This window comes from Streptomyces sp. A5-4, from assembly GCF_051131715.1.
GTDB lineage: Bacteria > Actinomycetota > Actinomycetes > Streptomycetales > Streptomycetaceae > Streptomyces.
In genome coordinates this window covers 2,634,122-2,659,635 of sequence record NZ_CP178591.1, presented here as the reverse complement: position 1 = coordinate 2,659,635, position 25,514 = coordinate 2,634,122, and the positions used below count along the sequence as shown (strand labels likewise).

At 70.1% G+C, this 25,514-nt stretch carries 24 protein-coding genes and 1 tRNA gene; 11 read left to right on the top strand and 14 right to left on the bottom strand.

The window, feature by feature from the left end:
* Nucleotides 1–49: 49 nt before the first annotated feature.
* A complete protein-coding gene (locus ACLLJJ_RS12125) occupies nucleotides 50–1,471 on the bottom strand; it encodes a hypothetical protein (RefSeq protein ID WP_434589879.1) in 1,422 nt (473 codons plus the stop codon).
* 355 nt (nucleotides 1,472–1,826) lie between these two features.
* Between ACLLJJ_RS12125 and ACLLJJ_RS12120 the strand changes: the two genes are divergently transcribed.
* Together ACLLJJ_RS12120 and ACLLJJ_RS12115 are read left to right on the top strand one after the other, a co-directional pair.
* Nucleotides 1,827–2,207, top strand: a complete 381-nt coding sequence (locus ACLLJJ_RS12120) for a hypothetical protein (protein WP_434600386.1) — start codon at nucleotides 1,827–1,829, stop codon at nucleotides 2,205–2,207.
* 15 nt (nucleotides 2,208–2,222) lie between these two features.
* Nucleotides 2,223–3,092, top strand: coding sequence for a spermidine synthase (locus ACLLJJ_RS12115; RefSeq protein ID WP_434589876.1), 870 nt, complete (start codon nucleotides 2,223–2,225; stop codon nucleotides 3,090–3,092).
* Between the two features lie 25 nt (nucleotides 3,093–3,117).
* On the opposite strand, the gene ACLLJJ_RS12110 is transcribed toward ACLLJJ_RS12115, so the two are convergent.
* Nucleotides 3,118–3,675: a hypothetical protein gene (locus ACLLJJ_RS12110; protein WP_434589873.1), complete on the bottom strand. Its 558-nt coding sequence runs from the start codon at nucleotides 3,673–3,675 to the stop codon at nucleotides 3,118–3,120.
* Between the two features lie 77 nt (nucleotides 3,676–3,752).
* On the opposite strand from ACLLJJ_RS12110, the gene ACLLJJ_RS12105 reads away from it, so the two are divergent.
* From ACLLJJ_RS12105 to ACLLJJ_RS12090, 4 genes are all read left to right on the top strand, one after another.
* Complete coding sequence (locus ACLLJJ_RS12105) at nucleotides 3,753–4,442, top strand: response regulator transcription factor (protein ID WP_434589870.1); 690 nt, start codon at nucleotides 3,753–3,755, stop codon at nucleotides 4,440–4,442.
* The gene (locus ACLLJJ_RS12100; RefSeq protein WP_434589867.1) at nucleotides 4,439–5,875 is read left to right on the top strand and encodes a sensor histidine kinase; all 1,437 of its coding nucleotides are present in this window, start codon (nucleotides 4,439–4,441) and stop codon (nucleotides 5,873–5,875) included. The genes ACLLJJ_RS12105 and ACLLJJ_RS12100 overlap by 4 nt, the downstream gene beginning before the upstream one ends.
* Nucleotides 5,876–6,084: 209 nt before the next feature.
* Nucleotides 6,085–7,146 carry a chitinase gene (locus ACLLJJ_RS12095; protein ID WP_434589864.1) on the top strand — a complete coding sequence of 354 codons (1,062 nt, stop codon included), beginning with the start codon at nucleotides 6,085–6,087 and terminating at the stop codon, nucleotides 7,144–7,146.
* A gap of 214 nt (nucleotides 7,147–7,360) precedes the next feature.
* Nucleotides 7,361–7,654 carry a hypothetical protein gene (locus ACLLJJ_RS12090; protein WP_434589862.1) on the top strand — a complete coding sequence of 98 codons (294 nt, stop codon included), beginning with the start codon at nucleotides 7,361–7,363 and terminating at the stop codon, nucleotides 7,652–7,654.
* Nucleotides 7,655–7,777: 123 nt separating this feature from the next.
* On the opposite strand, the gene ACLLJJ_RS12085 is transcribed toward ACLLJJ_RS12090, so the two are convergent.
* Nucleotides 7,778–8,218, bottom strand: coding sequence for a CBS domain-containing protein (locus tag ACLLJJ_RS12085; RefSeq protein ID WP_434600385.1), 441 nt, complete (start codon nucleotides 8,216–8,218; stop codon nucleotides 7,778–7,780).
* A gap of 197 nt (nucleotides 8,219–8,415) precedes the next feature.
* Between ACLLJJ_RS12085 and ACLLJJ_RS12080 the strand changes: the two genes are divergently transcribed.
* Nucleotides 8,416–9,243 carry an alpha/beta fold hydrolase gene (locus tag ACLLJJ_RS12080; RefSeq protein WP_434589859.1) on the top strand — a complete coding sequence of 276 codons (828 nt, stop codon included), beginning with the start codon at nucleotides 8,416–8,418 and terminating at the stop codon, nucleotides 9,241–9,243.
* 61 nt (nucleotides 9,244–9,304) lie between these two features.
* On the opposite strand, the gene ACLLJJ_RS12075 is transcribed toward ACLLJJ_RS12080, so the two are convergent.
* From ACLLJJ_RS12075 to ACLLJJ_RS12045, 7 genes are all read right to left on the bottom strand, one after another.
* Nucleotides 9,305–10,957, bottom strand: coding sequence for a bifunctional aspartate transaminase/aspartate 4-decarboxylase (locus ACLLJJ_RS12075; RefSeq protein ID WP_434589856.1), 1,653 nt, complete (start codon nucleotides 10,955–10,957; stop codon nucleotides 9,305–9,307).
* 16 nt (nucleotides 10,958–10,973) lie between these two features.
* On the bottom strand, nucleotides 10,974–12,677 hold the full coding sequence (gene aspT / locus ACLLJJ_RS12070) for an aspartate-alanine antiporter (RefSeq protein WP_434589854.1): 1,704 nt from the start codon (nucleotides 12,675–12,677) through the stop codon (nucleotides 10,974–10,976).
* 2 nt (nucleotides 12,678–12,679) lie between these two features.
* Nucleotides 12,680–14,356, bottom strand: a complete 1,677-nt coding sequence (gene aspT, locus ACLLJJ_RS12065) for an aspartate-alanine antiporter (RefSeq protein ID WP_434589851.1) — start codon at nucleotides 14,354–14,356, stop codon at nucleotides 12,680–12,682.
* A 157-nt stretch (nucleotides 14,357–14,513) separates the two neighbouring features.
* Entirely contained in the window at nucleotides 14,514–15,932 is a 1,419-nt protein-coding gene (locus ACLLJJ_RS12060; RefSeq protein WP_434589849.1) for a glycoside hydrolase family 1 protein, read from the bottom strand.
* A 36-nt stretch (nucleotides 15,933–15,968) separates the two neighbouring features.
* Complete coding sequence (locus ACLLJJ_RS12055; protein WP_434589847.1) at nucleotides 15,969–16,889, bottom strand: carbohydrate ABC transporter permease; 921 nt, start codon at nucleotides 16,887–16,889, stop codon at nucleotides 15,969–15,971.
* Nucleotides 16,886–17,920 carry a carbohydrate ABC transporter permease gene (locus ACLLJJ_RS12050; protein ID WP_434589845.1) on the bottom strand — a complete coding sequence of 345 codons (1,035 nt, stop codon included), beginning with the start codon at nucleotides 17,918–17,920 and terminating at the stop codon, nucleotides 16,886–16,888. The genes ACLLJJ_RS12055 and ACLLJJ_RS12050 overlap by 4 nt, the downstream gene beginning before the upstream one ends.
* The gene (locus ACLLJJ_RS12045; protein ID WP_434589842.1) at nucleotides 17,920–19,251 is read right to left on the bottom strand and encodes an ABC transporter substrate-binding protein; all 1,332 of its coding nucleotides are present in this window, start codon (nucleotides 19,249–19,251) and stop codon (nucleotides 17,920–17,922) included. Before ACLLJJ_RS12045 ends, ACLLJJ_RS12050 begins: the two co-directional genes overlap by 1 nt.
* A gap of 259 nt (nucleotides 19,252–19,510) precedes the next feature.
* Between ACLLJJ_RS12045 and ACLLJJ_RS12040 the strand changes: the two genes are divergently transcribed.
* Together ACLLJJ_RS12040 and ACLLJJ_RS12035 are read left to right on the top strand one after the other, a co-directional pair.
* Nucleotides 19,511–20,566 (top strand): LacI family DNA-binding transcriptional regulator, encoded by a 1,056-nt coding sequence (locus ACLLJJ_RS12040; protein ID WP_434589839.1) that lies wholly within the window; start codon nucleotides 19,511–19,513, stop codon nucleotides 20,564–20,566.
* A gap of 100 nt (nucleotides 20,567–20,666) precedes the next feature.
* Nucleotides 20,667–20,879 carry a hypothetical protein gene (locus ACLLJJ_RS12035; RefSeq protein WP_434589836.1) on the top strand — a complete coding sequence of 71 codons (213 nt, stop codon included), beginning with the start codon at nucleotides 20,667–20,669 and terminating at the stop codon, nucleotides 20,877–20,879.
* Nucleotides 20,880–20,969: 90 nt separating this feature from the next.
* Here the strand turns inward: ACLLJJ_RS12035 and ACLLJJ_RS12030 are convergent.
* The 4 genes from ACLLJJ_RS12030 to ACLLJJ_RS12015 form a co-directional block, all read right to left on the bottom strand.
* Nucleotides 20,970–21,042 (bottom strand) — tRNA-His (locus tag ACLLJJ_RS12030).
* Nucleotides 21,043–21,135: 93 nt separating this feature from the next.
* Nucleotides 21,136–21,738, bottom strand: coding sequence for an oligoribonuclease (gene orn / locus ACLLJJ_RS12025; RefSeq protein WP_434589834.1), 603 nt, complete (start codon nucleotides 21,736–21,738; stop codon nucleotides 21,136–21,138).
* 5 nt (nucleotides 21,739–21,743) lie between these two features.
* A complete protein-coding gene (locus ACLLJJ_RS12020; RefSeq protein WP_434589831.1) occupies nucleotides 21,744–22,985 on the bottom strand; it encodes a helix-turn-helix domain-containing protein in 1,242 nt (413 codons plus the stop codon).
* Nucleotides 22,986–23,353: 368 nt separating this feature from the next.
* Nucleotides 23,354–23,827 carry a hypothetical protein gene (locus ACLLJJ_RS12015; protein ID WP_434589828.1) on the bottom strand — a complete coding sequence of 158 codons (474 nt, stop codon included), beginning with the start codon at nucleotides 23,825–23,827 and terminating at the stop codon, nucleotides 23,354–23,356.
* A 319-nt stretch (nucleotides 23,828–24,146) separates the two neighbouring features.
* On the opposite strand from ACLLJJ_RS12015, the gene ACLLJJ_RS12010 reads away from it, so the two are divergent.
* Both ACLLJJ_RS12010 and ACLLJJ_RS12005 read left to right on the top strand, forming a co-directional pair.
* The gene (locus ACLLJJ_RS12010; protein ID WP_347118055.1) at nucleotides 24,147–24,668 is read left to right on the top strand and encodes a universal stress protein; all 522 of its coding nucleotides are present in this window, start codon (nucleotides 24,147–24,149) and stop codon (nucleotides 24,666–24,668) included.
* 170 nt (nucleotides 24,669–24,838) lie between these two features.
* The gene (locus tag ACLLJJ_RS12005; protein ID WP_434589825.1) at nucleotides 24,839–25,420 is read left to right on the top strand and encodes an acetate uptake transporter; all 582 of its coding nucleotides are present in this window, start codon (nucleotides 24,839–24,841) and stop codon (nucleotides 25,418–25,420) included.
* The last annotated feature ends 94 nt before the right edge of the window (nucleotides 25,421–25,514 follow it).

Sequence of the window (25,514 nt, the reverse complement as noted above, 5' to 3'; positions counted from 1 at the left end):
GACCGGGCCGCGCGCTCGACCTGTCCTCGGCGGGCCGCGCGCCCCCCCTTCAGGCGCTGATCCGCGCCGCCGCGTGGCGGGCCAGGAACGGAGCCACCGAGGGCGACCTGCGGTGGGGGAGCAGCGTGCGGGCCGTGCCGGTGAGCATCGCCTGGATGCGCGAGGACTGGACCTCCGCGAGGAGGTCGAGGACTCTGAGCCCCACTGCCGCCGCCTCGTCCGGCGCCCCCGCATGCGCCAGGTCGTCGGCGAGCTCCGCGCTGTAGAGAGCCAGATTCCGTACGAAGTGGGGGTCCTGGAGGTCCGCCGCCCGCCGGGCGTGCCGCACCGCGCGGGGCCAGTCGCCCAGCGCCGACCAGCACTGCGCCTCCAGGCCCTCCAGCTCTGCCTCGCCGAAGAAGCTCATCCACTCCGGGTCGGCGTGCGCGGGGCCGCGCGCGAAGAGGGACTGGGCGCGGGCGAGCGCCTGCTCGCAGCCCGACCGGTCACCGGACCCCGCCCAGCCGCCCGCCTCGCGCAGCGTGAGCAGCGAGAGCAGTCGCGGCGATGCCACTTGCGCCGCCGCGCGCTGCCCCGCCTGGGCGGCCCGCACCGCCTCGCGGGGGCGGCCGGTGTCCCGCGCCAGGAACGCCGAGTTGCTGAACGCGTGCGCCTCCAGCGCCGGGTCCCCGCACACCCGCGCCGTCGCCAGTGCCTCCGTGTAGTGCGAGCGGGCCTCGTCGAAGCGGCCCGAGTCGTGCGCTAGCCAGCCCACCGACAGGGCGAGTTCACCGGCGCCGGTGTGCAGTCGCTCGGCCATCGATCTGCGGGCCGTGGTGCCCGTGTCGAGCAGGGCGTACGCGGTGCGCAGCGGCTGTGCGGCCCGCTGGTAGAGGCTGTCGGCGCCGTGCCGGTCGTCGAGCAGCCGGATGGAGCGCACCGCCTCCTCGACGGCGCTGACCTCGGCCTCGCCGATCCGGCGGGGCGGTGGCACGGACGCGGACGGGGACGCGGTGAAAGGACGCCGCGGGTCGTACGTGTTGCCGTACGGGCCCGGCGTGCCGGAAGCACTCGGCGCACTGCCGAGTCCCAGGGACGCGGCGGCCACCGTGGTGGTGCCGCTCGTCATGAACGCGCGACGCAGCACGTCGCTCTCCTCGTCGCTATGGATCGTGGTGTGCGCCGGGGGCGTGACGCCCCCGGCGCGTGCCCCCCTGCCGCGTACCGTTTCGCGGGCCGAGAAGCCCAGGCCCGCCAGCGCGAGGCCGGGGAACATATGCAGGAAGACCCGTTCGTACGCGTAGTTGGGACAGCGGATTTCGCCGGCCTCGACGCGCCCGATGTACCGGGCGTCGCACGCGACCTGCTCGCCGATCTCCCGCGCCGCCCTGCGGACGGCGGCGGCGAATTCGCCCGGTGAACGCGATCCTCGCAGTCGGCGGAAGTGCATGTTCGGCTCTGTCGACCGACGGTGCGCTGGTGGCGACGTCATGGGTCGGCCCTCCCGCAAGGTTCGCGTGCTTCGGCGGAGCAAAAACGTACCGTCTGTGACGACCCATATACACGGAGTTTGCCTACAAAACGGATGTATCACCCTGGATCTGCCATGAACTGCCATCCTTTGCGGCGGCTTGCCGCCGTAGCTGTTGACAACTCCGCGCGTTGAACCAAGTGGAGTGGGAGTCTCGCTCCCACTTGAGCGAGGAGGGGTTCCCTTGTTGGACGCCGGCATGGAGATCAGCGGCTCACGAACGACGGCCCAGCACAGGCCCACGCACGAGTTCAGCGCCGTCCCGCCGGGGTCGTGCGCGGTGGTCGGGCCGGTCGGATCGCCCGGCCCGAACCCGATGGGCGTCAACGTCGCGGAGCCGTGCGACCTGGTGACGGTCCCCGCGCGGCAAGGCCTGGAGGCCGTCGACATCCTGCGCCGCGGCGCCGTCTCCGCCCCCGCGGTCGGCCCCGTCCTGCACGACGGCCCCTGCGACACCCTCGGATTCCTGGTGCCCCCGGGCACCGCCGACGCCTGGGACCTGCCGGGCAGCGCCTGTACGCAGACCTCGGGGCGCGGTCTGCGGATCTCCGCCGCCGACATTCCGGAGCCGCCGGTTTCCGGCGCCGGGTGGCTGCTGCCGCCCACCGACACGGGCCCGGTCACCGACCCGGCCGCGCTGCGGGCGGCCCTCGGCGAGGCCACCCGGCTCATCGAGGCGGCCGACCGCTGCCACTGAGCCGATACTGGCCCCGTGGCAAAGAACAAAGGACGGCGCGAACGTGCCGCACCCGAGACCGTCGTCGAGCAGGTCGACGGCGGGCTCGCCGAGCTGATACCCGACCGGGACCGTCCGCGCGGCTGGACACTGCGGCTCGACGGGGCCCCGCAGTCCCATGTCGACCTCGACGACCCGGCGTACCTCGACTTCGCGTACCAGCGCAGGCTCGGCCATGTCGTCGACCTCACCGCCCCGCCGGGACAGCCGGTCCATGTCCTGCATCTGGGCGGCGGCGCCTTCACGATGGCCCGCTACGTCGCGGCCACCCGCTCCCGGTCGACCCAGCAGATCGTCGAACTGGACGCGGCTCTCGTCCAACTGGTCCGCAAGCACCTGCCGTTGGACACCAACGCACGCATCCGGGTCCGCTCGGCCGACGCCCGCGCCGGGCTCGGCAAAATCGCGGACGGCTGGGCGGACCTGGTGATCGCCGACGTGTTCGGCGGCGCCCGCACCCCGGCCCACCTGACCAGCGCCGAATTCCTCGCCGAGGTACGCAGGGCGCTCAAGCCCGGCGGCGGCTACGCCGCCAACCTCGCCGACGGGCCGCCGCTCGCGCATCTGCGCGGCCAGATCGCCACCGCCGCCGCCGTCTTCCCCGAGCTGGCCCTGGCCGCCGACCCGGCGGTGCTGCGCGGTCGGCGCTTCGGCAACGCGGTGCTGCTGGCCTCCGACCGGGCGCTGCCGATCGCCGACCTGACCCGCCGCATCGCGAGCGACCCGCACCCCGGGCGGGTGGAGCACGGGCGGGAGCTGGTCGCCTTCGCGGGCGGCGCGACGGTGGTCACCGACGCGAGCGCGCGGCCCTCACCCGTACCGCCGGAGTCCGCCTTCAAGAAGTGACGGCGCGTCATTGCCCCTGCGGGTGTCAGGAGTTGATGATCTCGACCGACGGCGCGTGGTCGTGCCAGGTGGTGAACACCGTGACGGTCGCCGCGCCCCCGGTGAACTGCACCCGGATCCAGGTCGGATCCTTCCAGACCTGGATCGACCAGCCCGTCGCGGGTGTCGCGGACACCAGGGTGGCGGACTTCTCGCCCATGTCGAGGACGACCCGCCCCCCTGCGGTGTTGTAGCTCTTCACCGTGCCGGCCGACCCCGAAGGGCCCGCGCCGGAGCCGGCCGGTGGGTCGGGCGCGGTGCTCGGAGCGGGCGGTGTCTTCCTGTCCCGCGGAGCGCCGGTCGAAGCGGCGGGGCGTCCCGGCTTCTTCATGGACGGCTTGTCGTCGGGTCGCCGGGTGGAGGACGACTGCGGCTTCGCGCCCTGCGCGGTGCTGCTCTGCACCACATCGGTGGGGATCGGCAGGGCCTGCGGCGGGTCGTACGCCGTGCCCGCCATCACCGTGTGCACGCCCCACCACGACAACGTGACCGCCGCGCCGGTGGCGAACGACCACGCTATGCCGTGTACGAGTCCTCGTTGCATCCGGGCCATACTGCACCACCCGTCCCGCGGCTGTCCCCATGGGCCCGAGCTCCCCGACATGGCGTACGGTGCCGCGCATGGCAAGTGTGCTCGTGGTCGAGGACGACCAGTTCGTACGTTCCGCCCTCATCCGGCACCTGACCGAGGCCTCCCACACGGTGCGCAGCGTCGGTACGGCGCTGGAGGCGCTGCGCGAGGTCGCGCATCTCAGTTTCGACGTGGTCATTCTCGACCTCGGTCTGCCGGACCTGGACGGGTCGGAGGCGCTGAAGATGCTGCGCGGCATCACCGACGTACCCGTGATCATCGCCACAGCGCGCGACGACGAGGCGGAGATCGTCCGGCTGCTCAACGACGGCGCCGACGACTACCTCGTCAAGCCCTTCTCGGTCGAGCACCTGTCGGCCCGGATGGCCGCCGTGTTGCGCCGCTCCCGCGCGCTGGCGGGCGCCGAGCCGCCGTCGCGCATCATCCAGGTCGGCGGCCTGTCCATCGACCCGCTGCGCAGGCAGGCCGAGCTGGACGGCGGACAGCTGGACCTGACCCGCCGCGAATTCGACCTGCTGGCGTTCCTCGCCGGGCGGCCGGGCGTCGTCGTACCGCGCAAGGAGCTGCTCGCCGAGGTCTGGCAGCAGAGCTACGGCGACGACCAGACCATCGACGTGCATCTGTCCTGGCTGCGCCGCAAGCTCGGCGAGACGGCGGCCAGCCCGCGCTATCTGCACACCCTGCGCGGAGTGGGCGTGAAGCTGGAGCCGCCCCGATGAGGTGGGCACTGGTCAGGGTGAGCCTGGCCGTGACCGTGATGGTCGTGCTGGCCTTCGCCGTGCCGCTCGGGCTCGTCATCAAGGAGATGGCCAAGGATCGGGCCTTCTCCAACGCCGAGCGCTGGGCCGCCACCATCGGGCCCACTCTCTCCATCGCCACCGACCGGGGCTCCCTGGAGAAGGCGGTGATGTCCACCGACGTCGGTTCCGCCGGCCAGATGGCCGTGCACATCCCCGCCGCGGACAAGGCGGACAAGGCCGACGACGCGGGCAGGGCGGCCGGCGTTCCGCTGGAGATCGGGCAGCGCCGGGCCTCGCAGCGGGACCTGGACACCACCCGGCGACTGGGCCGGGCCTCCATCTCGGAGGTGCCCGGCGGCTCCGCGCTGCTCCAGCCCACCGCGCTCGCCAGCGGCCAGATCGCGGTCGTGGAGGTCTTCGTACCCGAGCAGGACGTCTCCAACGGGGTCGCCACCGCCTGGCTCGTCCTCGCGGGCGTCGGCGTCGCGCTGATCGTCGGCTCGGTGGCGGTCGCCGACCGGCTCGGCGTACGGATGGTCCGGCCCGCCCAGCGGCTCGCGGGCGCCGCGCACGACCTGGGCGAGGGCAAGCTCGGGGCGCGGGTGCCGGAGGAAGGGCCGACCGAACTGCGGTCCGCCGCCGTCGCGTTCAATTCCATGGCCGACCAGGTCGTTCAACTCCTCGCCAACGAGCGGGAGCTGGCGGCCGACCTGTCGCACCGGCTGCGCACCCCCCTCACCGTGCTGCGCCTCAACGCCGCCTCGCTGGGCGAGGGGCCGGCCGCCGAGCAGACCAGGGCCGCCGTCCAGCAGCTGGAGCGCGAGGTCGACACGATCATCCGTACCGCGCGTGACCAGCGCCCGCAGACCCAGGGCCCGCTCGGCGCCGGGACGGGCTGCGACGCCTCCGAGGTCGTACGGGAACGGATGGCCTTCTGGTCGGCGCTCGCGGAGGACGAGGGCAGGAAGGTCCGGCTCGCGGGCGTCGACCGCCCGGTGCGCATCCCGGTCGGGCGGCCCGAACTGGCCGCCGTACTCGACGCGTTGCTCGGCAATGTCTTCCGGCACACCCCCGAAGGCACGGCCTTCTCGGTCGATGTGCACAACGGTGACGACGCCGTCATCGTGCTGGTCTCGGACGCGGGCCCCGGCATCACCGACCCCGAGGCGGCGATGACCCGCGGCAACAGCGGCGAACGGGCCGGGTCCACGGGCCTCGGCTTGGACATCGTGCGCCGTGTCGCCGAGTCGACGGGCGGCGACGTACGCATCGGGCACTCCGTGCTCGGCGGCACGGAGGTCCGGATCTGGATCGGCCTCGACGGGCGGCGCGCCACCGACGGCCGGCAAGGACACCGGCTGGGGCGACGCAAGCGCGGCGCGGGCAAGCGGTCGGCGAGCCTGAACCACTAGGGGCCGGACCTTCGCTCCGTGGGCCGGCCTGCGGGCCCGAACCTTTCGTGGGCCCCATGTCTTCCTTAACCCCGCCCTAAGATCGCGAACCCCGGGCGCTACAGGCCGTTTGTCCGCTTCGCTGCCACTAGCGTGCTGCCCACCCCACGGAATCCCCCCACGGAATCCGCCCCCACAAAATCCCCCCACGAGGCAGAGGCATACACGCGATGAGCAGCACGACGGCGCACCGGCGCAGGGCGAACGGCAAGACCAAGGCTCTCGGCGCGGTCGCCGCGGCGGCGATGATCGGTGGTGCGGCCTTCGCGTTCACCGGGACCGCCCAGGCCTCCAGGGCCTCGGACGGCGCGCCCGCCGTCTCGGCGCCCACCGCCGCCGCAGGCGCGCGATTCGCCCCGTACGTCGACACCTCCCTCGCCCCGGCCTATGACCTGCTGGACACCGCGGCCAAGACGGGCGTGAAGGAGTTCAACCTGGCCTTCATCACCTCCGGCGGCGGCTGCGCCCCGCTGTGGGGCGGCGTCACCGCCCTGGCCGACGACAAGGTCGCCTCCCAGATAGGGGCGCTGCGCGCCGACGGTGGTGACGTCCGGGTCTCCTTCGGCGGCGCGGCGGGCAAGGAGCTGGCGCTCAACTGCTCCTCGGCCTCCGACCTCGCCGCCGCTTACGGCAAGGTCGTGGACGCGTACGAGCTGACCAAGGTCGACTTCGACATCGAGGGCGCGGCCCTGCCGGACACCGCGGCCAACACCCGCCGCGCTCAGGCCATCACGCGGCTCCAGAAGGAGCACCCGGGCCTGGACGTTTCCTTCACGCTGCCGGTGATGCCCGAGGGGCTGACCCAGCCGGGCGTGGACCTGATCGCCGACGCCAAGAAGAACGGCGTGAAGATCAACGCGGTGAACATCATGGCCATGGACTACGGCCCGGCGTACAGCGGCGACATGGGTACCTACGCCATCGAGGCGGCGACCGCCACGCAGACGCAGCTCAAGGACGCGCTCGGGCTCGATGACGCGGCGGCCTGGCAGACGGTCGCGGTCACCTCGATGATCGGCGTCAACGACGTCGCCGCTGAGATCTTCAAGGCCGACGACGCCGCGCAGTTGGTGGAGTTCGCCCAGGAGAAGAAGCTCGGGTGGCTGTCGATGTGGTCGTCGACCCGTGACAAGGAGTGCGCGGGCGGCGCGCAGGACACCGCGGACGCCACCTGCAGCTCGATCCTGCAGGAGCCGCTGGCCTTTACGAAGGCATTCGCGGCGTACAAGTAGGGCTCGAAGCACAGCGCCTGAGCAGCGTTTTCCTCCGACCCGCGCGTCCCGGCCGGACTTCCCCCCCACCCGGCCGGGGCGCGCGTACAGGCTCGGACGGAGGATGAGATGTTGCCGCCTTGATCACCTGAAGCGAGGCTGAGCGGGACGCCACGGGCTTCACTGAGCGCGGTTGGAACCGCGCCGGCCCTGGCGCGCCGAAGGAGTGAGCGCGATGAGGGTCATGCTGCGAGCCTGTCTGGACACCAAGATCTCGAATGAGGCCATCAAGAACGGCACACTCCCGAAGGTCATGGAAACGATGATCCAACGGCTCAAGCCCGAGGCGGCCTACTTCGGCCCTACCGAGGGCGGCCGGTCCTGCACCTTCGTCTTCGACATGCAGGACAGCTCCCAGATGCCCACCATCGCGGAGCCGCTCTTCCAGGAACTCGGCGCGAGGATCGAGATTCACCCGGTCATGAACCCCGACGACCTGCGGAAGGGCCTGGCAGCACTGCAGGGGTAGGCAGAAGGATGGAACGATGAATGGTGGCGCCCCGGGACGGCCTGCGGGCAGCCCCGGGATACCGCTCATTCACCGTGCGTCGGGTCAGCCGTGGGTTAGCTGCGGCTGCGAGCCAGCCGTGGGTCAGCCGTCGGCTGCGGCGTACACGCGAGTTGCGAACTCAGCGATCTGCGCGTCGCTGAGGTTTTTGGCGAGATTGGCCTCCGTGATCATTCCGACCAGACTGTGGCCCTGCTGGACATCGATCACCGGTAGACGCTTGATCTGGTGTGTCTCCATGGTCTCCAGAGCCTCGCTGGCGTCCGCATCGGCATCGATCCAGTGCACATGCCCGGCCAGGGAGCCGGCCTGCACCGTTCCCGGGTCGATATCTTCGGCGCAGCACATGACGACGATGTCACGATCGGTGATCAAGCCCGCGAGCTTGTTGTCGTCACCGCAGATGGGCAGGCAACCGACATTCAGGTCGCGCATCATCTTCGACGCGTCGAACAGCGACTGGTGTGCACCTATGCACTGCACCCCGCTGGACATGATGTCGCGGGCCTTGAGCTGCTTGGTCATCGCCATGATTTCTCGACTCCTCCCGCTTTCGAGCGTTGCTTTCTCCTCCATCGATCACAACACGAATGGCTCATCGACGCCCCTCGGCGCTGTTGTGCTGCCATGTCCGGGTCCGTTGTCGGGACCGCTGACGGGGTCATCGGCGGGATCATTGTCGGGACAGCTGTACGGACGAGGACGAGCGAGGGTCACCGCATATGAGCGAATGGCACCTGACCAGGACGTTCCCCAGCGCATCGGGAGAGGTCCGCTGGGACCGCATCGGTGACCCGGCGGGCCCGCCGTTGGTCCTGCTCCACGGCACCCCGTTCTCCTCGTATGTCTGGCGAGCTGTGGCCCGCGCGCTCGCCGCCCGCGGATTTTGGGTGTACGTCTGGGACATGCCGGGCTACGGCACCTCGGAGAAGACGGCGGGCCAGGACGTGTCCCTGGCCGCGCAGGGGCGCATTTTCGCCGACCTCCTGATCCACTGGGACCTGTCGGAGCCCCAGGTCGTGGCCCACGACTTCGGCGGCGCGGTAGCCCTGCGCGCGCATCTGCTGCACGGCGCCCGCTACCGACGGCTGGCGCTGGTGGACCCGGTGGCGGTGGCACCGTGGGGCTCGCCGTTCTTCCGGCTCATCGGTGAACACGCGTCTGTCTTCGAGCAGTTGCCGCCTGCCCTGCACGGTGCGCTCGTACGTGAATACATCACGTCGGCGAGCGGCCCCGGCCTGCACCCGGCGGTCCTGGACCGCCTCGTCGAGCCCTGGCTGGGCGAGCTCGGGCAGCCCGCTTTCTACCGCCAAATCGCCCAGGCCGATCAGCGCTACACCGACGAGGTCCAGGTACGGTACGGCGAGATCGGTATCCCGGCGCTGGTTTGCTGGGGCACGAACGACACCTGGATCCCGATCGCGCAGGGCCGGGAGCTGGCCTCCTTGATCCCCGGGTCGGCTTTCCAGCCGATCGAGGGCGCGGGCCATCTGGTCCAGGAGGACGCCCCGGCCGAACTGACTGCATCGCTCCTCGGCTTCCTCCGTTGAGCCGGTGCCAATCCCCGTTCCCCGGGGCACCCCGTCTCCGCCCGCTACCTCAGCGACGCCGCTACTTCAGCGAGGTCTGCCACTCCTCCTGGTAGTCCTGGAAGATCGCCCGCAGATGATGGCCGATCTTCAGGTAGTCCAGGTCGTCGAGGTTGGCCAGGGAGACCCGGACCGACCACTCGGGGCCGTCGAAGCCGCCGCCGTTGAGCAGGACCACCGAGGTCTGCTCCGCGAGGCGGAACAGCGGGTCGACCGGCTCGTAGTTCTTCTCCAGGTAGTCCGCGAATTCCTTGCCGTGGACGCGCTCGGCCTCCGCCAGCAGGTCGAGTTCGATGTAGTAGGCCGCCCGCTTCGGGTCCTCGGAGATCTTCATCTGGGCGCCCTCCAGGAGGAGTTCCAGACGCTGCCGCACGATCGCGCGGATCCTCGCCTTGTACGCCTGGCCCTCGTCCTGCATGTCGAAGAGGGAGAAGAGCACCATCATGACCTGCTGGGGGAGCGAGAGGCCCGCCGTGTGGTTGAGGGCGACCTGGCGGGAGTCCGCGACCATCCGGTCGATGAATTTGATCTTCTCCGGCTCCAGGGTGAGCGTCCCGTACCGCTTGTTCAGCCGGTCCTTCTCGGACTGCGGGAGCCGGGCCAGCAGCTCGTCGATGACATTGTCGTCGTGCAGGCCGATCACGCCGAGCCGCCAGCCGGTCGCCCCGTAGTGCTTGGAGTACGAGTACACCAGGAGGGTGTTGCGCGGCAGTTCGGCGGCGAGTGAGCGGAAGCCTTCCACGAAGGTGCCGTACACGTCGTCCGTGACGATGATCAGGTTCGGGTTCGGCCCGGCGACGATGGCCTTGATCTGGTCGCTGACCCGCTCGGAGAGCGCCAGGGACGGGGGGTTGCTCGGATTCACGCAGCAGACCAGCTTGATGTCCGGGTCCTCCAGCTTGGCGATCTCCTCCGCCGGGTAGCGCCACTCGCGCACTCCCGTCTCGGTGAAGAGGCTCGCCGCGACGTGCACGACCTCGAACTCGTACGTGTCGAGGTCGGGGATCTCCAGATACGGCGTGAAGACCGGCACCATCAGGGCGATCTTGTCGCCCTTGTGCAGGACGCCGTTCTTCATGAGGGAGTCGAAGATGTAGCACATCGCCGCCGTGCCGCCCTCGGTGGTGAACAGGCTCAGGTTGTTGTCCTGGGGCGGTCGTTTGTCGAACATCTCGTCGGCGAGGTACCCGCGCACGATCTGCTCGGTGTGCCGCAGGACGCGGTCCGGCACCGGGTAGTTGTCCCCGGTGATCGAGTCGGTCATCTCATGGATGAACGGGTCCCGTTCGAAGCCGAAGCGCTCGATGGCCAGATCGAAGCTCGACTTGAGCAGCTCGATGCCCGGCAGGTCCGGGTGCGCGCGCACATAGGTCTCGAAGCGGTCCGCCGCTCCGACCTCCTCCGGCATCCCGCCCAGGTTGTCCGCGGTCCACACCCGCCGGGACTCGGACAGCGCGAAGTAGCCGAGGGCGTAGAAGGCCTCGCGCGGGCCGGTCGCGACCCAGTTGGGATTGCCGCGGCCCGCGTTGAGCATGGCCCTGGACGTCTTGCCCTTCTGGCCCGGCTTGTCGCTCTGCGCGCTCTGGGCCATCCTGATGAACTTGTCCTTCAGCTCGAACGGGCTGAGCTGGGCGAAGGACTGGATCTCTGCGCGGCTGAGGCTGGTCTTCGGCATGGGGGACAGCTCCCTGTCAGTGGTTGAGGATGACGATTACCGCGCCCCACACCGTCAGCAGCACATTGCCGATCGCGTACGGGATCGTGTAGCCGAGGGTCGGGATCTGGGACTTGGACGTCTCGTTGATCGCACCGATCGCCGCGGTCGTGGTCTGGCCACCGGCCAGTACGCCCATCAGGATCGGGAAGCGGATCTTCTGCACGTAGTGGCCGAAGAAGAAGCCGACGAGCAGCGGGATCACGGTGATGCAGGCGCCGAAGATCAGCAGCCCCCACCCGGCCGTGGACAGTCCGCTGGTGAAGCTGGGGCCCGCGTTGATGCCGACGACCGCGACGAACAGGCAGAGCCCGAGAGTGTCCATGAACCACTGGGCGCCCGGCGGCACATTCCCGTACGTCGGGTACTTGCCCCGGATGTAACCGAAGATCAGGCCCATGATCAGGCCGCCGCCGGAGGTGGACAGCGAGATCGGCACGCCGCCCGCGGTGAGCGCCGGGATGCCGACGCAGCCGCCGAGGAAGATGCCGAGCCCGATCCACACCATGTCGGTGGCGAAGCTGGTCGGCACCGGCTTGCCGAGCTGCTTGCCCGCCGGGTCCACCAGCCGCTTCGGACCGGTGAGGATCACGGTGTCGCCGCGCTCCAGCTTGGTGGAGAGGCGGTACGGGAACTCCGCGCCCGACCGGTAGAGCTTGTCGACGTACACCCCGGTCATGAAGGGCTCGCGCCGCAGCTCCCCGATCGTCCTGCCGAGCTGCGCCTTCTCCGAGGCCACCACGTGCAGCGTCTCGGTCCGGTAGCCGAGCAGCTCCACGTCGTCGGCCTCGCCGCCCACATGTGTACGGGCGTCGTAGCTGACGAGGTCGCCGCGGATCGCGCTCATCGCGACGGTGTCACCGGTCTGGAGCGCCGTCGACTGGGAATGTTCGAGGATCTTGCCGCCCCGCCGCACCTGGGTGATGTAGATGCGTCGGCCGAGTTCCTTCTGCTGGTTCTCGAAGTCGTCGATGGAGCGGCCGACGATGTCGGGGCGCTCCACCTTGTACGCGCGCAGGACGACCTCGTAGTAGCCCTCGCCCAGGTCCGGGTTGGCGTCCGGGGCGTCGAGCTCGGCGGCCAGTTTGGTGCTCTCGGCGGCCAGGTCCTTGCGGTACAGCCGGGGGAGCACATTGGCGAGCAGCATCGCGCACAGGATGGTGCCGAGCGGATACGTCACCGCGTACCCGACGGCGACCAGGTTCTCCTCCGACTTGACCTGCCCGGCGGAGAGCCCGGGGAGGGTGCCGATGGCGTCCTGGGCGACACCGATGGCCGCGGACTGGGTGAGCGCGCCGCTCATCAGGCCGGCGCTGAGCCCGGGGCCGTAACCGAGCATCGAGGCGAACAGCCAGGACACGAGCAGGCCGGTGACACAGACGATGACCGCGTTCAGGACCTGCGGCAGGCCGTCCCTCTTCAGGCCGCGGAAGAACTGCGGGCCGACCCGGTAGCCCAGGGCGAACAGGAACATGATGAAGAAGAGGTTCTTCACCGTCCCGTCGATCTGGACCTTCAGCTGCGCGCCGAAGAACAGCCCGGCGACCAGACAGCCGGTGACGGCGCCGAGCGCGATGGCCTTGTAGCGGACCTTGCCGATGAGGAAGCCGAAGGCGACCACCAGGAAGACCAGCAGCTCCGGGTGGGGCGTGAAGATGTTCCGGTCGAGGAAATCGATCATGATCAGGCTCCCAGCACGCCGACGAGGACGGGACCGGTCAGGGGAAGCAGGAAGTTCGAGAGCGTGTACGTGATCGTGTAGCCGAGCAGCGGTACGGAGCTCTGCGCCACCTGCGTGATCGACGTGATGGCGGGGGTCGAGCACTGCTGGCCCGCGATCGCGCCGATCAGCAGCGGCTTCTCGATCTTCAGCAGCTTCAGGCCGACGAAGAGCGAGATCATCGCGGGGATCAGCACCATGCCGATGCCCGCGAGCGGCAGCAGCGCGCCGTACTCCTTGAGCAGCGGCCAGGCCTGCGGACCCGCCGCCAGGCCGGTGCAGGCGATGAACACCGCCAGGCCCAGGTCCTTGATGGTGGTCGCGGCCTGCGGCGGGAACGCGCCGAAGGTGGGCCTGCGGGAGCGGAGCCAGCCGAAGAAGAGGCCGGAGACCAGGCAGCCGCCGCCGGTGCCGAGCGAGAGCGGCACATCGCCGAGCCGGACGACGATCTGTCCGACCAGGACACCGACCGCCAGGCCCAGCCCCAGGTAGATGAAGTCGGTCGCATCGTTCTTGACGAGCGCGCCGATCCTGGTGACCACCCGGTCCAGGCCCGAGCGGGCGCCGACGAGGGTGAGGATGTCACCGCGGTGGACCGTGGTCTCGGGCACCGCGGGCAGGTGCTGCTCGGCCCGCAGGATGTCGGTGACGTACACGCCCGACTTGATGAAGTCCGGGTTGGCCTTCTGGAGGGCGTCGATGGACTTGCGGTCCATCGCCTTGTCGGTGAGGACCACCTGGCGGATGGCGAGCGGGGTGTCGAGCCCGGGGATGGCCGGCGTCTCGGGGCCGATGACGCGGCCCGCCTCGATGGTGTTCGCGCGGCGCCCGACGACCAGCACGAGGTCGCTGAGCGTCAGCTCGAAGTCCGGCGATGGCGTGACGAGTCTGCTGCCGCGTTTGATGCCCTCGACGGTGACCCGCCCGCCGAGCCCCGACTCCAGATCGCCGACGGTGCGCCCGTCCGCCTGGGTGACCAGGTACGTACGCCCGACCAGGCCCGGCTGCGACTCGCGCTCGTCGGACTCCAGGGCCGCCGAGTCGCCGCGCATCTTCTCCCACATCTCACGGGAGGCGTCGCGCAGGTTGATGCGCAGCATCATCGGGATGATCTGGCTGGTCAGCAGCACAATGGTGATCAGGCCGAAGAGATAGCAGACGGTGTACGCGGTGGCCACATGGCCCTGGTACTGGGTGATCTGCTCGGCGGTCAGGCCATCGAGCTTGCCGATGGCCTCGGACGCGGTGCCGACGACGGCCGACTCGGTGGCGGCGCCCGCGAGGATGCCCGCCGCGGTGCCGACGTCCAGGTCGAAGGCCTTGGCCAGGCCGTACGCGATGAGCAGGACGCTGGCCATCTCGATCAGTGACAGCACGCCGAAGCGCAGGCCCTTGCGGTTGAGGTGGGCGAAGAACTGCGGTCCGGCCATATAACCGAGGGCGAAGATGAAGAGCGCGAAGAAGATGGTCTTGACGTTTTCGTCGACCGAGACCTTCTGAGTGCCCAGGAGCAGCGAGACGATCAGTGTGCCGCAGATGCCGCCGAGCGTGATCGGACCGACGCGCAGCTTCCCCACCAGATAACCGGCGGCGAGACAGAGGAAGAGCGCTAGTTCAGGATGATCGCGGATGACTCCCATGCCGGGCTCAGCCGAGATTCCGTGCAAAACCGCCAAATAGGGACATAGGGGCGAAGTTAACAGCGGTGGGGCGCGGCGGCACTTCGGTCCGCCGCGCCCCACCGCCCGGTCCGGCTCACTCCGGACGGCTCACCTCTTACGGCCTCTCACCTGCGGCTCACCCGGCGGGAATCCCGGGCAGCTCACCCGTCCGAGCGAGCTGCGCGTACCACCGGGCGCTCGACTTGGGCGTACGGGCCTGCGTCTCGTAGTCCACGTACACCGCGCCGAACCGCTTGCTGTACCCGTAGGCCCACTCGAAGTTGTCCATCAGCGACCAGAGGAAGTAGCCGCGGACATCCGCCCCGTCCTCGATCGCCCGGTGCACGGCGGCCAGGTGCCCATGCAGATACCGGATGCGGTCCGGGTCGTGCACCGCGCCCTCGGGGTCCGGCTTGTCGTCGTACGCCGCGCCGTTCTCGGTGATCAGCAGCGCCGTGCCGGGCACCTCCCGGGAATAGCGCATCAGCAGGTCGTAGAGTCCGCTCGGGTCGACGGACCACTCCATGGCGGTCAGCTCACCGGGCGGCTGGTGGAAGCAGACGGACTCCGAGCCGGGCCAGGGGGAGTGCTCGCTCGCGGCGTGTCCGTCGTTGCGCGGCCCCTCCTCGGCGGCGTTCTCCGGCGCCGCCGAGACCACGGCCGGCGCGTAGTAGTTGATGCCCAGCATGTCCAGCGGCTGCTTGATCGCGGCCGTGTCCCCGTCCTGCACGAACGACCAGTCCGTCAGGTGCGCGGTGTCCGCCAGCAGGTCGGCCGGGTACGCGCCCTTGAGCATCGGCCCCGTGAAGACCCGGTTGGCGAGCGCGTCGATGCGGCGCTGCGCGTCCGCGTCCTCGGGCGAGGCGCTGAGCGGCCTGACCGCGCTCGGGTTGAGGCTGACCCCCAGGCGGGCACGGGCCGGCAGGGCCGCACGCAGCGCCTGGACGGCCAGGCCGTGCCCCAGGTTCAGATGGTGGGCGGCGCGCAGGGCGGCCACCGGGTCGGTACGGCCCGGCGCGTGCACCCCCGACCCGTACCCCAGAAAGGCGCTGCACCAGGGCTCGTTGAGGGTGGTCCACATCTCCACCCGGTCGCCGAGCGCCTCGGCGACGATCTGCGCGTACTCGGCGAAGCGGTACGCGGTGTCGCGCTCGGGCCAGCCGCCCGAGGTCTCCAGCTCCTGCGGCAGGTCCCAGTGGTAGAGCGTCAGGCTGGGCGAGATGCCCTGTTCGAGCAGCTCGTCGACGAGACCCCGGTAGAAGTCCAGGCCGCGCTGGACACCCGGGCCGCGACCGGTGGGCTGCACCCGCGACCAGGACACCGAGAAGCGGTACGCGGTCAGGTCCAGGTCGGCCATCAGCCGGACGTCCTGGCTGCGGCGGTGATAGTGCTCCACGGCGTCGTCGCCGGTGTCGCCGCCGAGCACCTTGCCCGGCGTATGGCTGAACGTGTCCCAGATCGACGGAGTACGGCCGCCCTCGCGGACCGCGCCCTCGATCTGGTACGCGGCGGTGGCGGCGCCCCACAGGAAGCCGGGCGGAAAGCTCTCAGGCATGGAAGTGCTCCCGGTAGAAGAAGGGGTGAGGTGGCGTCAGCCCTTGACCGCGCCCTGCATGATCCCGCCGACGATGTGCTTGCCGAAGAGCACGAAGGCGATCAGCAGCGGCAGGGTGCCGAGCAGTGCGCCGGCCATGACGACCGACTGGTCGGGGACGAAACCCTGGCCGAGGTTGGCGAGCGCCACCTGCACGGTCGGGTTGTCCTGGGTCAGGGCGATGATCGGCCAGAAGAAGTCGTTCCAGGCGGCCACGAAGGTCAGCATGCCGAGGACCGCCATCGCCGGCCTGGCGGCCGGGAAGACGATGTGCCAGATGACGCGCAGACTGCTCGCACCGTCCACCCGCGCGGCCTCCACCAGCTCACTGGGCAGCGCCTGCACGAGGTACTGGCGCATGAAGAACACCCCGAAGGCGCTCACCAGCGTGGGCAGGATGACGGCCTGCAGCTGGTCGGTCCACTCCAGCTCGGCGATGGTCATGAACAGCGGTACGACGCTGAGCTGCGGCGGCACCATCATCGTCCCGATGACCAGCAGCATCAGCAGATTCTTGAAGCGGAAGCGCAACTTGGCGAAGGCGAATCCGGCGAGTGTCGAGAAGAGCACCGTGCCCAGCGCGATGGTGCCGGCCACCACCGCCGTATTGAGCAGTGCCAGACCCATGTTGGCGTCGGTCCAGGCGGTCTGGAGATTCTTGAAGAGGTTCCCGCCGAACCAGAACGGCGGCGGGGTCTGGGACAGCCGGGTGTTGTTGCGGGAGGCCGCGATAGCCGTCCACACCAGCGGGAAGAGCGACCCGACGGTGAAGACGATCAACACGGCGTAGGTGATGGGCCCGCCGTGCATCGTGCGCCCGGCCTTGGAGCCCTTGGGACCCTTGGTGCTCTTCGGGTCCTCCGCGGTCTTCGGGTCCTGGCGAACCTTTGAATCCCGGGTAAGCGAAGGCATATTCATTGGGTCTTCCTCAGCCGGCGGACGATCAGCAGATTGACGGCCGCGATGATCAGCAGCAGGAGGAACATCGTCCAGGCGATGGCGGAGGCCCGGCCCAGATGGAAGTTGAACCAGCCCTGCTCGTACAGATAGAGGCCCAGCGTCTGGAACTGGTGCGACGCGCCGCCCTTCTGGCCGCCCGCGCCGCCGAACAGCAGCGGCTCACCGAAGAGCTGGGTCGCGCCGATCGTCGAGACGACGACGGTGAACAGGATCGTCGGCCGCAGCGAGGGGATGGTGACGTGGAGGAACTGCTGCCACCTGGTGGCCCCGTCCAGCGCCGCCGACTCGTACAGATCGTTCGGTACGGCCTGCATCGCCGCCAGATAGATCAACGCGTTGTAGCCGGTCCACCGCCAGATGACGATCGAGGAGACCGCGATCTGTGAGGACAGCGTGCCGCTCTGCCAGTCGATCTTGCCGAACCCCACTGATTCGAGCAGCCAGTTGATCATCCCGTAGTCGCGCCCGAAGAGCAGCACGAACACCAGCGTCGCGGCGGCCACCGAGGTGGCGTACGGAGTGAGGATGGCCACCCGGAAGAAACCCGAGGCGCGCAGCCGGTAGTTGAGCAGATGCGCGATGGCCAGCGCCATCAGCAACTGCGGCACCGTCGAGATGATCCCGATGGTGAAGGTGTTGCGCAGAGCGTTCCAGAAGAACTCGTCCTCAATGAGACGGGTGAAGTTGCCGAGCCCGACCCATTCCATGTCGTTGGGCGAGGTCAGCGACACCCGGTGCAGCGAGGTCCAGCCCGTGTAGAGCAGCGGGAAGACCCCGAAGGCCGCGAAGAAGACGAAGAAGGGGGCGACCAGGGCGTACGGGCTGTACTTGATGTCCCAGCGATAGCGCCGCCTGCGCCACGCCTTGCCGCGGGCGCTCTCCAGCGGTTCCTTCGGAGGCTCCTGCGAAGGAGGCTCCTTCGATGTGCGGTCGGGGACCGCGTCCCCCGTACCTGCGGGGGACGCGGCCTGCGGGGTGAAGGGACGCATCAGCCGTCCACCGCGTTCTCGATCTCCTTCATGGCCGCGTCCCAGCCCTGCTGGGGGCTCTTGCCCTGCTGCTCCACCTGGAGGATGCCGACATCGTTGATGGCGGTGCCGATCTGCTGGTCCTTCGGGCCGATCACCAGGGTCGGGATGCCCTTGGCGGCGGTGGCGTACAGCCGGCCGGTCGGGGCGTCACCGAAGTACGGGTTCTTGGCACCGGCGACGGCCGCCATGTCGTACGCCGACGGGGTGGAGGGGAAGCTCGCCTGCTTGTCGAAGAGCTTCGCCTGCTGTTCGGGCGCGGTCAGCCAGGCGGCCAGCTTGACGGCCTCGGCCTTGTTCTTGCCGGCCTTGGGCACTCCGATGAAGGAGCCTCCCCAGTTGGCGGGCTTGGGCGCCGCGGCGACGTCCCACTGGTCCTCGCCCGCCTTGCCGGCCTTCTCCTTGATGTAGCCGAGCATCCACGGCGGGCAGGCGACGCTGGCGAAGGTGCCGTTGGCGTACGCCTGGTCCCAGGACTTGTCGAACTGCTTGAGCTTGCCGGTCAGTCCGCCCTCGGCGGCCTGCATGGCCAGGTCCCACGAAGTCTTCACGGCGGGGCTGTCCTTGTAGATCAGCTCGCCCTGCTCGTCGTAGAAACGCTGCGCGAAGCCGTTGTTGACGGCGGAGAACAGACCGGCGGCCGAGTCGGTGAAGGTGGTGCCCTTGGGCGCCTTGGACTTGTACTTCTTGCCCGTGTCGACGTACTTCTGCCAGTCGCCCGCCCACAGCTTGCCGACGGCCTCCCGGTCGGTCGGCAGACCGGCCTTCTTGAAGAGGTCCTTGCGGTAGCACATGGCCATCGGCCCGATGTCCGTACCGATCGCGATGGTCTTCCCGTCCTTGGCGGACCCCTGCGCCCACTTCCAGTCCAGCCAGTTCGCCTTGTCGACGCCCTCGGCCTTGGACAGGTCCTCGAACTTGTCGGCCTGCGTGGTGACGACCTCGTTGATGTTGCCGACCTCGATGGCCTGGATGTCCTGCAGGCCGCTGTTGGCCGCGAGGTGCGTGAGCAGCTCCGGGTAGTACGTGTCGTTGCGCTCGGTGACGTCTTCCTTGATCAGGATCTTCGGGTTCAGCTTCATGTATTCGTCGTAGAGCCCGGCCTGCTTGTAACCGAAGACGCCGAAGGTCCCGATCTCGATCGTGGTCTTGCCGGCGGTGTCCTTCTTGCCGCCTCCGGCGCCACCACCTCCGTCGCTGTCCTCGGCGCAGCCGCCGAGGAGACCGGCGCCGAGTGCGACAACTGCGGCAACGACCACCACCCGACGGGACGAACGGGTGCGGTTTGGCATGGCGTCCTCCTTGTGCCCGAGGTGCTTTCCGCCCATCAACCCGCTGGATGTGCCAGCGAGTTGCGGCCACGAGGGTGGCGGAGCACATGCGGGGTATTTATGAGTCAGGTACCGTGGGAGCGCTCCCACCTGTGATGTGTTGAAGGGTCGCGGCTCCCCGCAGGGGTGTCAAGGCACCGGACGGCGAGAGTTGAGGTCCGAGACCTCTATGAGATATTGCGCAGCGCCGGACAGGCGCACAGTGTGGGGAGGTCGGGACATGGTGACTCGTGGAATCAGGGGCCGCAGCGGTGGGCGGCCGACGCTGGAAGAAGTGGCCGCCCGGGCCGGTGTCGGGCGTGGCACCGTCTCCCGGGTGGTGAACGGCTCGCCGAGCGTCAGCGAGGAGACCAGGGCCGTCGTCGAGGCCGCCGTCGCCGAGCTGGGGTACGTACCGAACCGGGCGGCCCGCGCGCTGGCGGCCAACCGGACCGACGCCATCGCCCTGGTGGTCCCCGAGGTCGAGGCCCGCTTCTTCGCCGAGCCGTACTTCTCCGACATCGTCCGCGGGGTCGGCGCGGCCCTCGACGACACCGAGATGCAGCTGCTGCTGACCATCGTCGGCAACGACCGCGAACGCAGCCGCCTCGCCCGCTACCTGGCGGGACACCGCGTCGACGGCGTGCTGCTCGTCTCCGTGCACGCCGACGACCCGCTGCCCGAGCTGCTGGTCCAGCTGGGCATCCCGGCCGTCCTCAGCGGCCGGCGCTCGAAGGAGGAGCCGCTCGCCTGGGTCGACGCGGACAACGTGGCGGGCGCGCGCAGCGCCGTCGACCACCTGATATCCCGTGGCCGCCGCACCATAGCCACCATCACCGGACGACTCGACGTGTACGGCGCCCAGTGCCGCCTCGACGGCTACCGCCTGGCCCTGGCCGAGGCAGGGCTCGGCGGGGACGAGGGCCTGATCGCCCCCGCCGATTTCACCGAGGAGGGCGGCCGTCGCGCCATGGCCGACCTGCTGGAGCGCCGCCCGCGGCTGGACGCGGTCTTCGCCGCGTCCGACGTGATGGCGGCGGGCGCCCGCCAGGTGCTGCGCGAGCGTGGCCGCAGCGTGCCCGGCGACGTGGCGCTGGTCGGCTTCGACGACTCGTCCATCGCCCACCACATGGACCCGCCGCTTACCAGCGTCCAATGGTCCATCGAGGAGATGGGCCGTGAGATGGCCCGCGTCCTGCTCAAGGAGATCGCCGAGGAGCGCCCGGCGGGCCCCCGCGGGGCCCGGAACCGGCAGATCATGCTCCCCACCCGGCTCATCGCCCGGGCCTCGTCCTGACGCCGGGCGGGACGCCGGATGGGGCGCGCGGGAAGGGGCTCGGCGGAGCAGCGGGGGCCCCCGATGTGCGCCGGCGCCGAGCGCGCCGCAGGCTGGGACCATGGACGGACAGCCTGTGATCGTGTATCCGCCGGAGCCGGACGGCGGGCGCCGGGTCGTGGTCGGCGGCGAACCGCTGGGCCGCGCGCACCGCGTCGAGGACGTGGTGGAGTTCCTGCGCAGGGCCGGCCTGGACCAGATCGAGGTCGAGGAGACGGAGCTCATCGACTGGCGCGGCGTCGGCCCGGAGCAGTGGGCCACCCCGGCCGACTAGGGGGGCCGTTCGTGATCGGGCCGGGCTCGCGGCCTGCGCGAACACGAAGAAGCCCCGGTCCGCTTTCGCGGACCGGGGCTTCTTCTTCAGGGTGAGTGACGGGACTTGAACCCGCGGCCACCTGGACCACAACCAGGTGCTCTACCAACTGAGCTACACCCACCATGACCGGTCGTTTCCCGTGACCGGCTGAGAAAAAGTGTACAGGGTTCACGAGGGTGCTCGCGCCCGGGTATATCCGGGCCTTGGCGTGCCCTTATTCCGCGGGCAGGACGTGCTTCGCCGCGATGGTCCGCGCGGTCTCGGAGTCGGGTCCGGGCTGCGGTACGAACACCGCTTCCCGGTAGTAGCGCAGCTCGGCGATGGACTCCCGGATGTCGGCGAGGGCCCGGTGGTTGCCGTTCTTCTCGGGGCTGTTGAAGTACGCCCGCGGGTACCAGCGGCGGGCCAGCTCCTTGACCGACGACACGTCGACGATCCGGTAGTGCAGGTAGGCCTCCAGCGTCGGCATGTCGCGCAGCAGGAAGCCGCGGTCGGTGCCGACCGTGTTGCCGCACAGCGGCGCCTTGCCGGGCTCCTTGACGTGCTTGCGTACGTACGCCAGGACCTGCTCCTCGGCGTCGGCCAGGGTCGTGCCCCCCGCCAGTTCGTCGAGGAGCCCCGAGGCGGTGTGCATCTGCCGCACCACCTCGGGCATGGTCTCCAGGGCCGCGTCCGGCGGACGGACGACAATGTCCACCCCGTCGCCGAGCACGTTGAGCTCCGAGTCGGTGACCAGTGCGGCCACCTCGATGAGTGCGTCGTCCGTCAACGAGAGCCCGGTCATCTCGCAGTCGATCCACACCATGCGATCGTTCATGCGCCTCACCCTACGGGGCGTTCCCGCTGGCCGGGCAGCGCGGGGCGACCGTGGGTGTACACGTCGGAGTGCGGCTTGCCCGGTTCGTGCGCCGCCGAGCTGGTCGCGGCGGGCCCCGACGGCATGCTCGCCGCCGCCGTCCGCCTGGCCTGGTGCGGCACGGCGTCCGCCGCCTGGGCGGCGATCTGGGCCACCTGGACCTGGGCGGACGCGGACTGGACCTCGCCGGACGACGGCCTGCGGGCCCGGTAGGCAGCCCGGTAGGCCGCGGGGGAGGACCCCAGCTGGCGCCGGAAATGCCCGCGCAGCGCGACCGGTGAGCGGAAGCCGCAGCGGCCCGCGACCTCGTCGACCGAGTAGTCCGACGTCTCCAGGAGCCGCTGTGCCTGGAGTACCCGCTGCGTGATCAGCCACTGCAGGGGAGCGCTCCCGGTGAGCGAGCGGAACCGTCGGTCGAAGGTCCGCCGGCTCATGTAGGCGCGCGCCGCCAGCGTCTCCACGTCGAACTGCTCGTGGAGGTGCTCCAACGCCCAGGCGACGACCTCGGCCAGCGGGTCGGCCCCGATCTCCTCGGGGAGGGATCTGTCGAGGTAGCGCTCCTGCCCGCCACTGCGGCGCGGCGGCACGACGAGCCGGCGCGCCAGGGCGCCCGCGGCCTCGGTGCCGTGATCCGTGCGCACGATGTGCAGGCACAGATCGATTCCGGCCGCCGTGCCGGCCGAGGTGAGCACGTCGCCGTCGTCGACGAAGAGCTCCCGCGGATCGACATGCACGGACGGATAGCGCTTCGCCAGCGTCGGTGCGTACATCCAGTGCGTGGTGGCGGGCCGGCCGTCCAGCAGCCCGGCCGCGGCGAGCACGAAGGCTCCCGTGCACAGGCCGACGATCCGGGCCCCCTCCTCGTGCGCGCGGCGCAGCGCTTCCAGCGCCTCCGGCGGCGGCGGCGAAGTGATCGACCGCCATGCCGGTACGACAACGGTGCCGGCTCTGCTCATCGCCTCCAACCCGTAGGGCGCGGTGAGTTCGAGCCCCCCGGTGGTGCGCAGCGGGCCGTCCTCGCCCGCGCACACCAGCAGTCGGTAACGGGGCACTCCTGCGTCCTGCCGGTCAATGCCGAACACAGAGAGTGGGATGGAGCTTTCGAAGATGGGGCCGCCGCTGAACAACAGCACGGCGACGATCTCCCGGCGGCGGCGTCCGGAGAGCTTACGTGCGGCCTCCGGCACAGCAGTGGAGTCCTGGCTCATGGCGCTAAGCCCCCCTTGGTGTTCGCGTCCTCTCGGTCCTGCACTTTTCCCCTCGGTCCTGCACGATTCCCCCGCCGTGTATACCCATGATCGAATCTACTGCGTCCTGTGCTGTCGGCGTGACAAGTTCGGTATCCGGCACTATGTCGACAAGGCAACTTGGCGCGAAGCATTCGATCACGAAGCGTTCCACTCGTAGGCCCCGCAGGGAAGTGCGCCTCTCGCTCATGGCCCGTCCCCGTAGGGTGTGAGAGCCGGATTCGGTCCTTTCATCCCTGGTGGCGCGGGGGTTGGGAAGTCATTACGCCAAGGGTGGGGTAGTGGCCCGAAGTTGGCTGAAAAGATACGGGAGCGTGTGTGCGATCGCGTCATTCCCCCGGCGCGCTTCCCCCGGCGTGACGTCCGCTGCGGTGCGCCCCCGGCGCGGTCCGGTCGGGCCCGCCGGGACACGGCTCGCCGGGCCCGGCCCAGTCGGGCCGGTCGATCTGTCGGGTCTGTCCGGTCTGTTCCGCTACGGCTCCCGCCCGGACCCCGGCGGCGGCGCGCTCGGACTGGCGCAGCAGCACCCGGCAGACCATCGTCACGGCGACCAGCCCCAGCGCGGCCGAGGCGGCGCCGCCGAGCGAGGTTCCGTATGCGACGAGCACCACGGGGACGAGGGCGCAGCTGAACGCCGCCCAGCGGACCACATCGCCGGCCGCGTCCCCGCCGGGGCTTCCCCCGGAGCCGGCATCGGCCGACGGCGGCCCGTACGGCGCCGGGTGCGGCGCCGTACGGCCGGGTGCGCGGCGCCGGCCGCGCGGGGCGGGCACGGGCGCGGGGGCGGTCGGAATTCCGGACACGGCGGGCTCCCTCACGTACGCGGGTCGGTGCCCGGCCTAACGGACGGCGGCCCGCCGGGTCACTCGGATCGTCCGGGCTCACTCGGGTCGCCCGGCAGACGGCTGTACCGGCCAACCGGCATTGCCTTACGGCCCGGGCTCGGGCATGCTCCCTGAAACGCCGCGTGAAGGGCGGCGGGCTCTGGGCAGGAGAGGAGTGTCGCCGTACCCTTGGGGTAGGGCTTGGGAAGATGATTCCCGGACACAGCTCCACCACCCCTAGCCGCTCCCTCCCTCAGTAAGCGACTCATCCCCCAGAGGATTCCTCGCCGAGACACCGATGGCCGGTCACGAAATCCCAGAACCCGCAGACCGCAAGCAGGTCGCCGATCCCCTGGACGACCTCCGCGCGGCGGAACAGACGCGCCATTCCTGCGACCCCGCTTTCCAGCACGGTGTCGTCGTCGGATTCGACGGCTCGACATCCAGTGAGCGGGCGCTCGCGTATGCCATCGGCATGGCCAGACGACTCGGTTCCGGCCTGATCATCGTCCATGTCGCCAACCGGCTGCCGACCACGGTCTGGGCGGGCTGTGAGCCGCCGGTTTTCGTCGATGTGCCGGATCACCGCACCGAGGTGCTCGGTCTTGAGCTCGCCTGCGCGGACTATCTGGCCGAGGTGCCGTGGATCCTCGTCGAGCGCGGCGGCGACATCTGCCACGAGCTCGAAGAGGTCGGCAAGGAGTACTCGGCCGACGGCATCGTGGTGGGCTCCACGCACGGCATCGTCGGCCGCATCTTCGGCTCGGTCGCCGGCCGCCTCGCGCGGCGCGCGCAGCGCCCGGTCATCGTGATCCCCTAGCCCCTTCGCGGCTCGTGCCCGGACGCCCTTACCCCCAGGTGGGAGGGCGTGGTCCGGGGTGCCGTCGGCGACAAGTCTACTGACGCGTAGGGGGTGATTGTGCGCTTGTGAAGGGTAGATATCGGGCGCACGGCAGTACACGCACCACAGCACTCTGAAGGGAGCCCGCCGTGGACACCAACGACGTCTCTGCGGGAAGCACCACCACCGCCCTCGGACATCTCGCACTCGGCCTGACCCTGCTGGCCTTCGGCCTCGGCCACACCGAAGTCATCGACGGCGTGACGGCGGCGGGCGCCGTCCCGTTCGCCCTCTTCGTCGGCGGCATCGCCCTCTTCGTCGCCGGACTGTTCGAGTTCCGCGCGGGCAGCGCGTTCACCGGTACCGCCTTCGCCGGGCTCGGGGCCTTCTGGTTCACCTGGGGCGTGGCGGCGGACGCGGGCGGCGCGGCCGTCTCGGCGGAGGCCGCCGGTCTCTTCCTGCTCCTGTGGGCCCTGCTCGCCCTGAGTCTCACCCTCGGGGCGGCGGGCAGCGGGCTCCTCACACAGGGCGTGTACGGCCTGCTCTGTGTCTCGCTCCTGCTCCTCGGCATCGCGCAGTTCGCCGACAGCGGCGGCCTCGCGAAGGCCGCCGGCTGGGTGGCCGTGGTGGCCGGAGCGGCGTCCTGGTACGCGGCGACGGCGGCCCTGGCCCACTGGCCGAAGGTCCTGCCGGGCCACGCCCACGGTCACCGGATGACGGCCACCGGCTGACCGTCGGCGGTCGACGGCCACACGCCGGCGTTGGGCACGCCGGCATGCGAAAGGGCGGTCTCCGTGCGCACGGTGGCGCGCACGGAGACCGCCC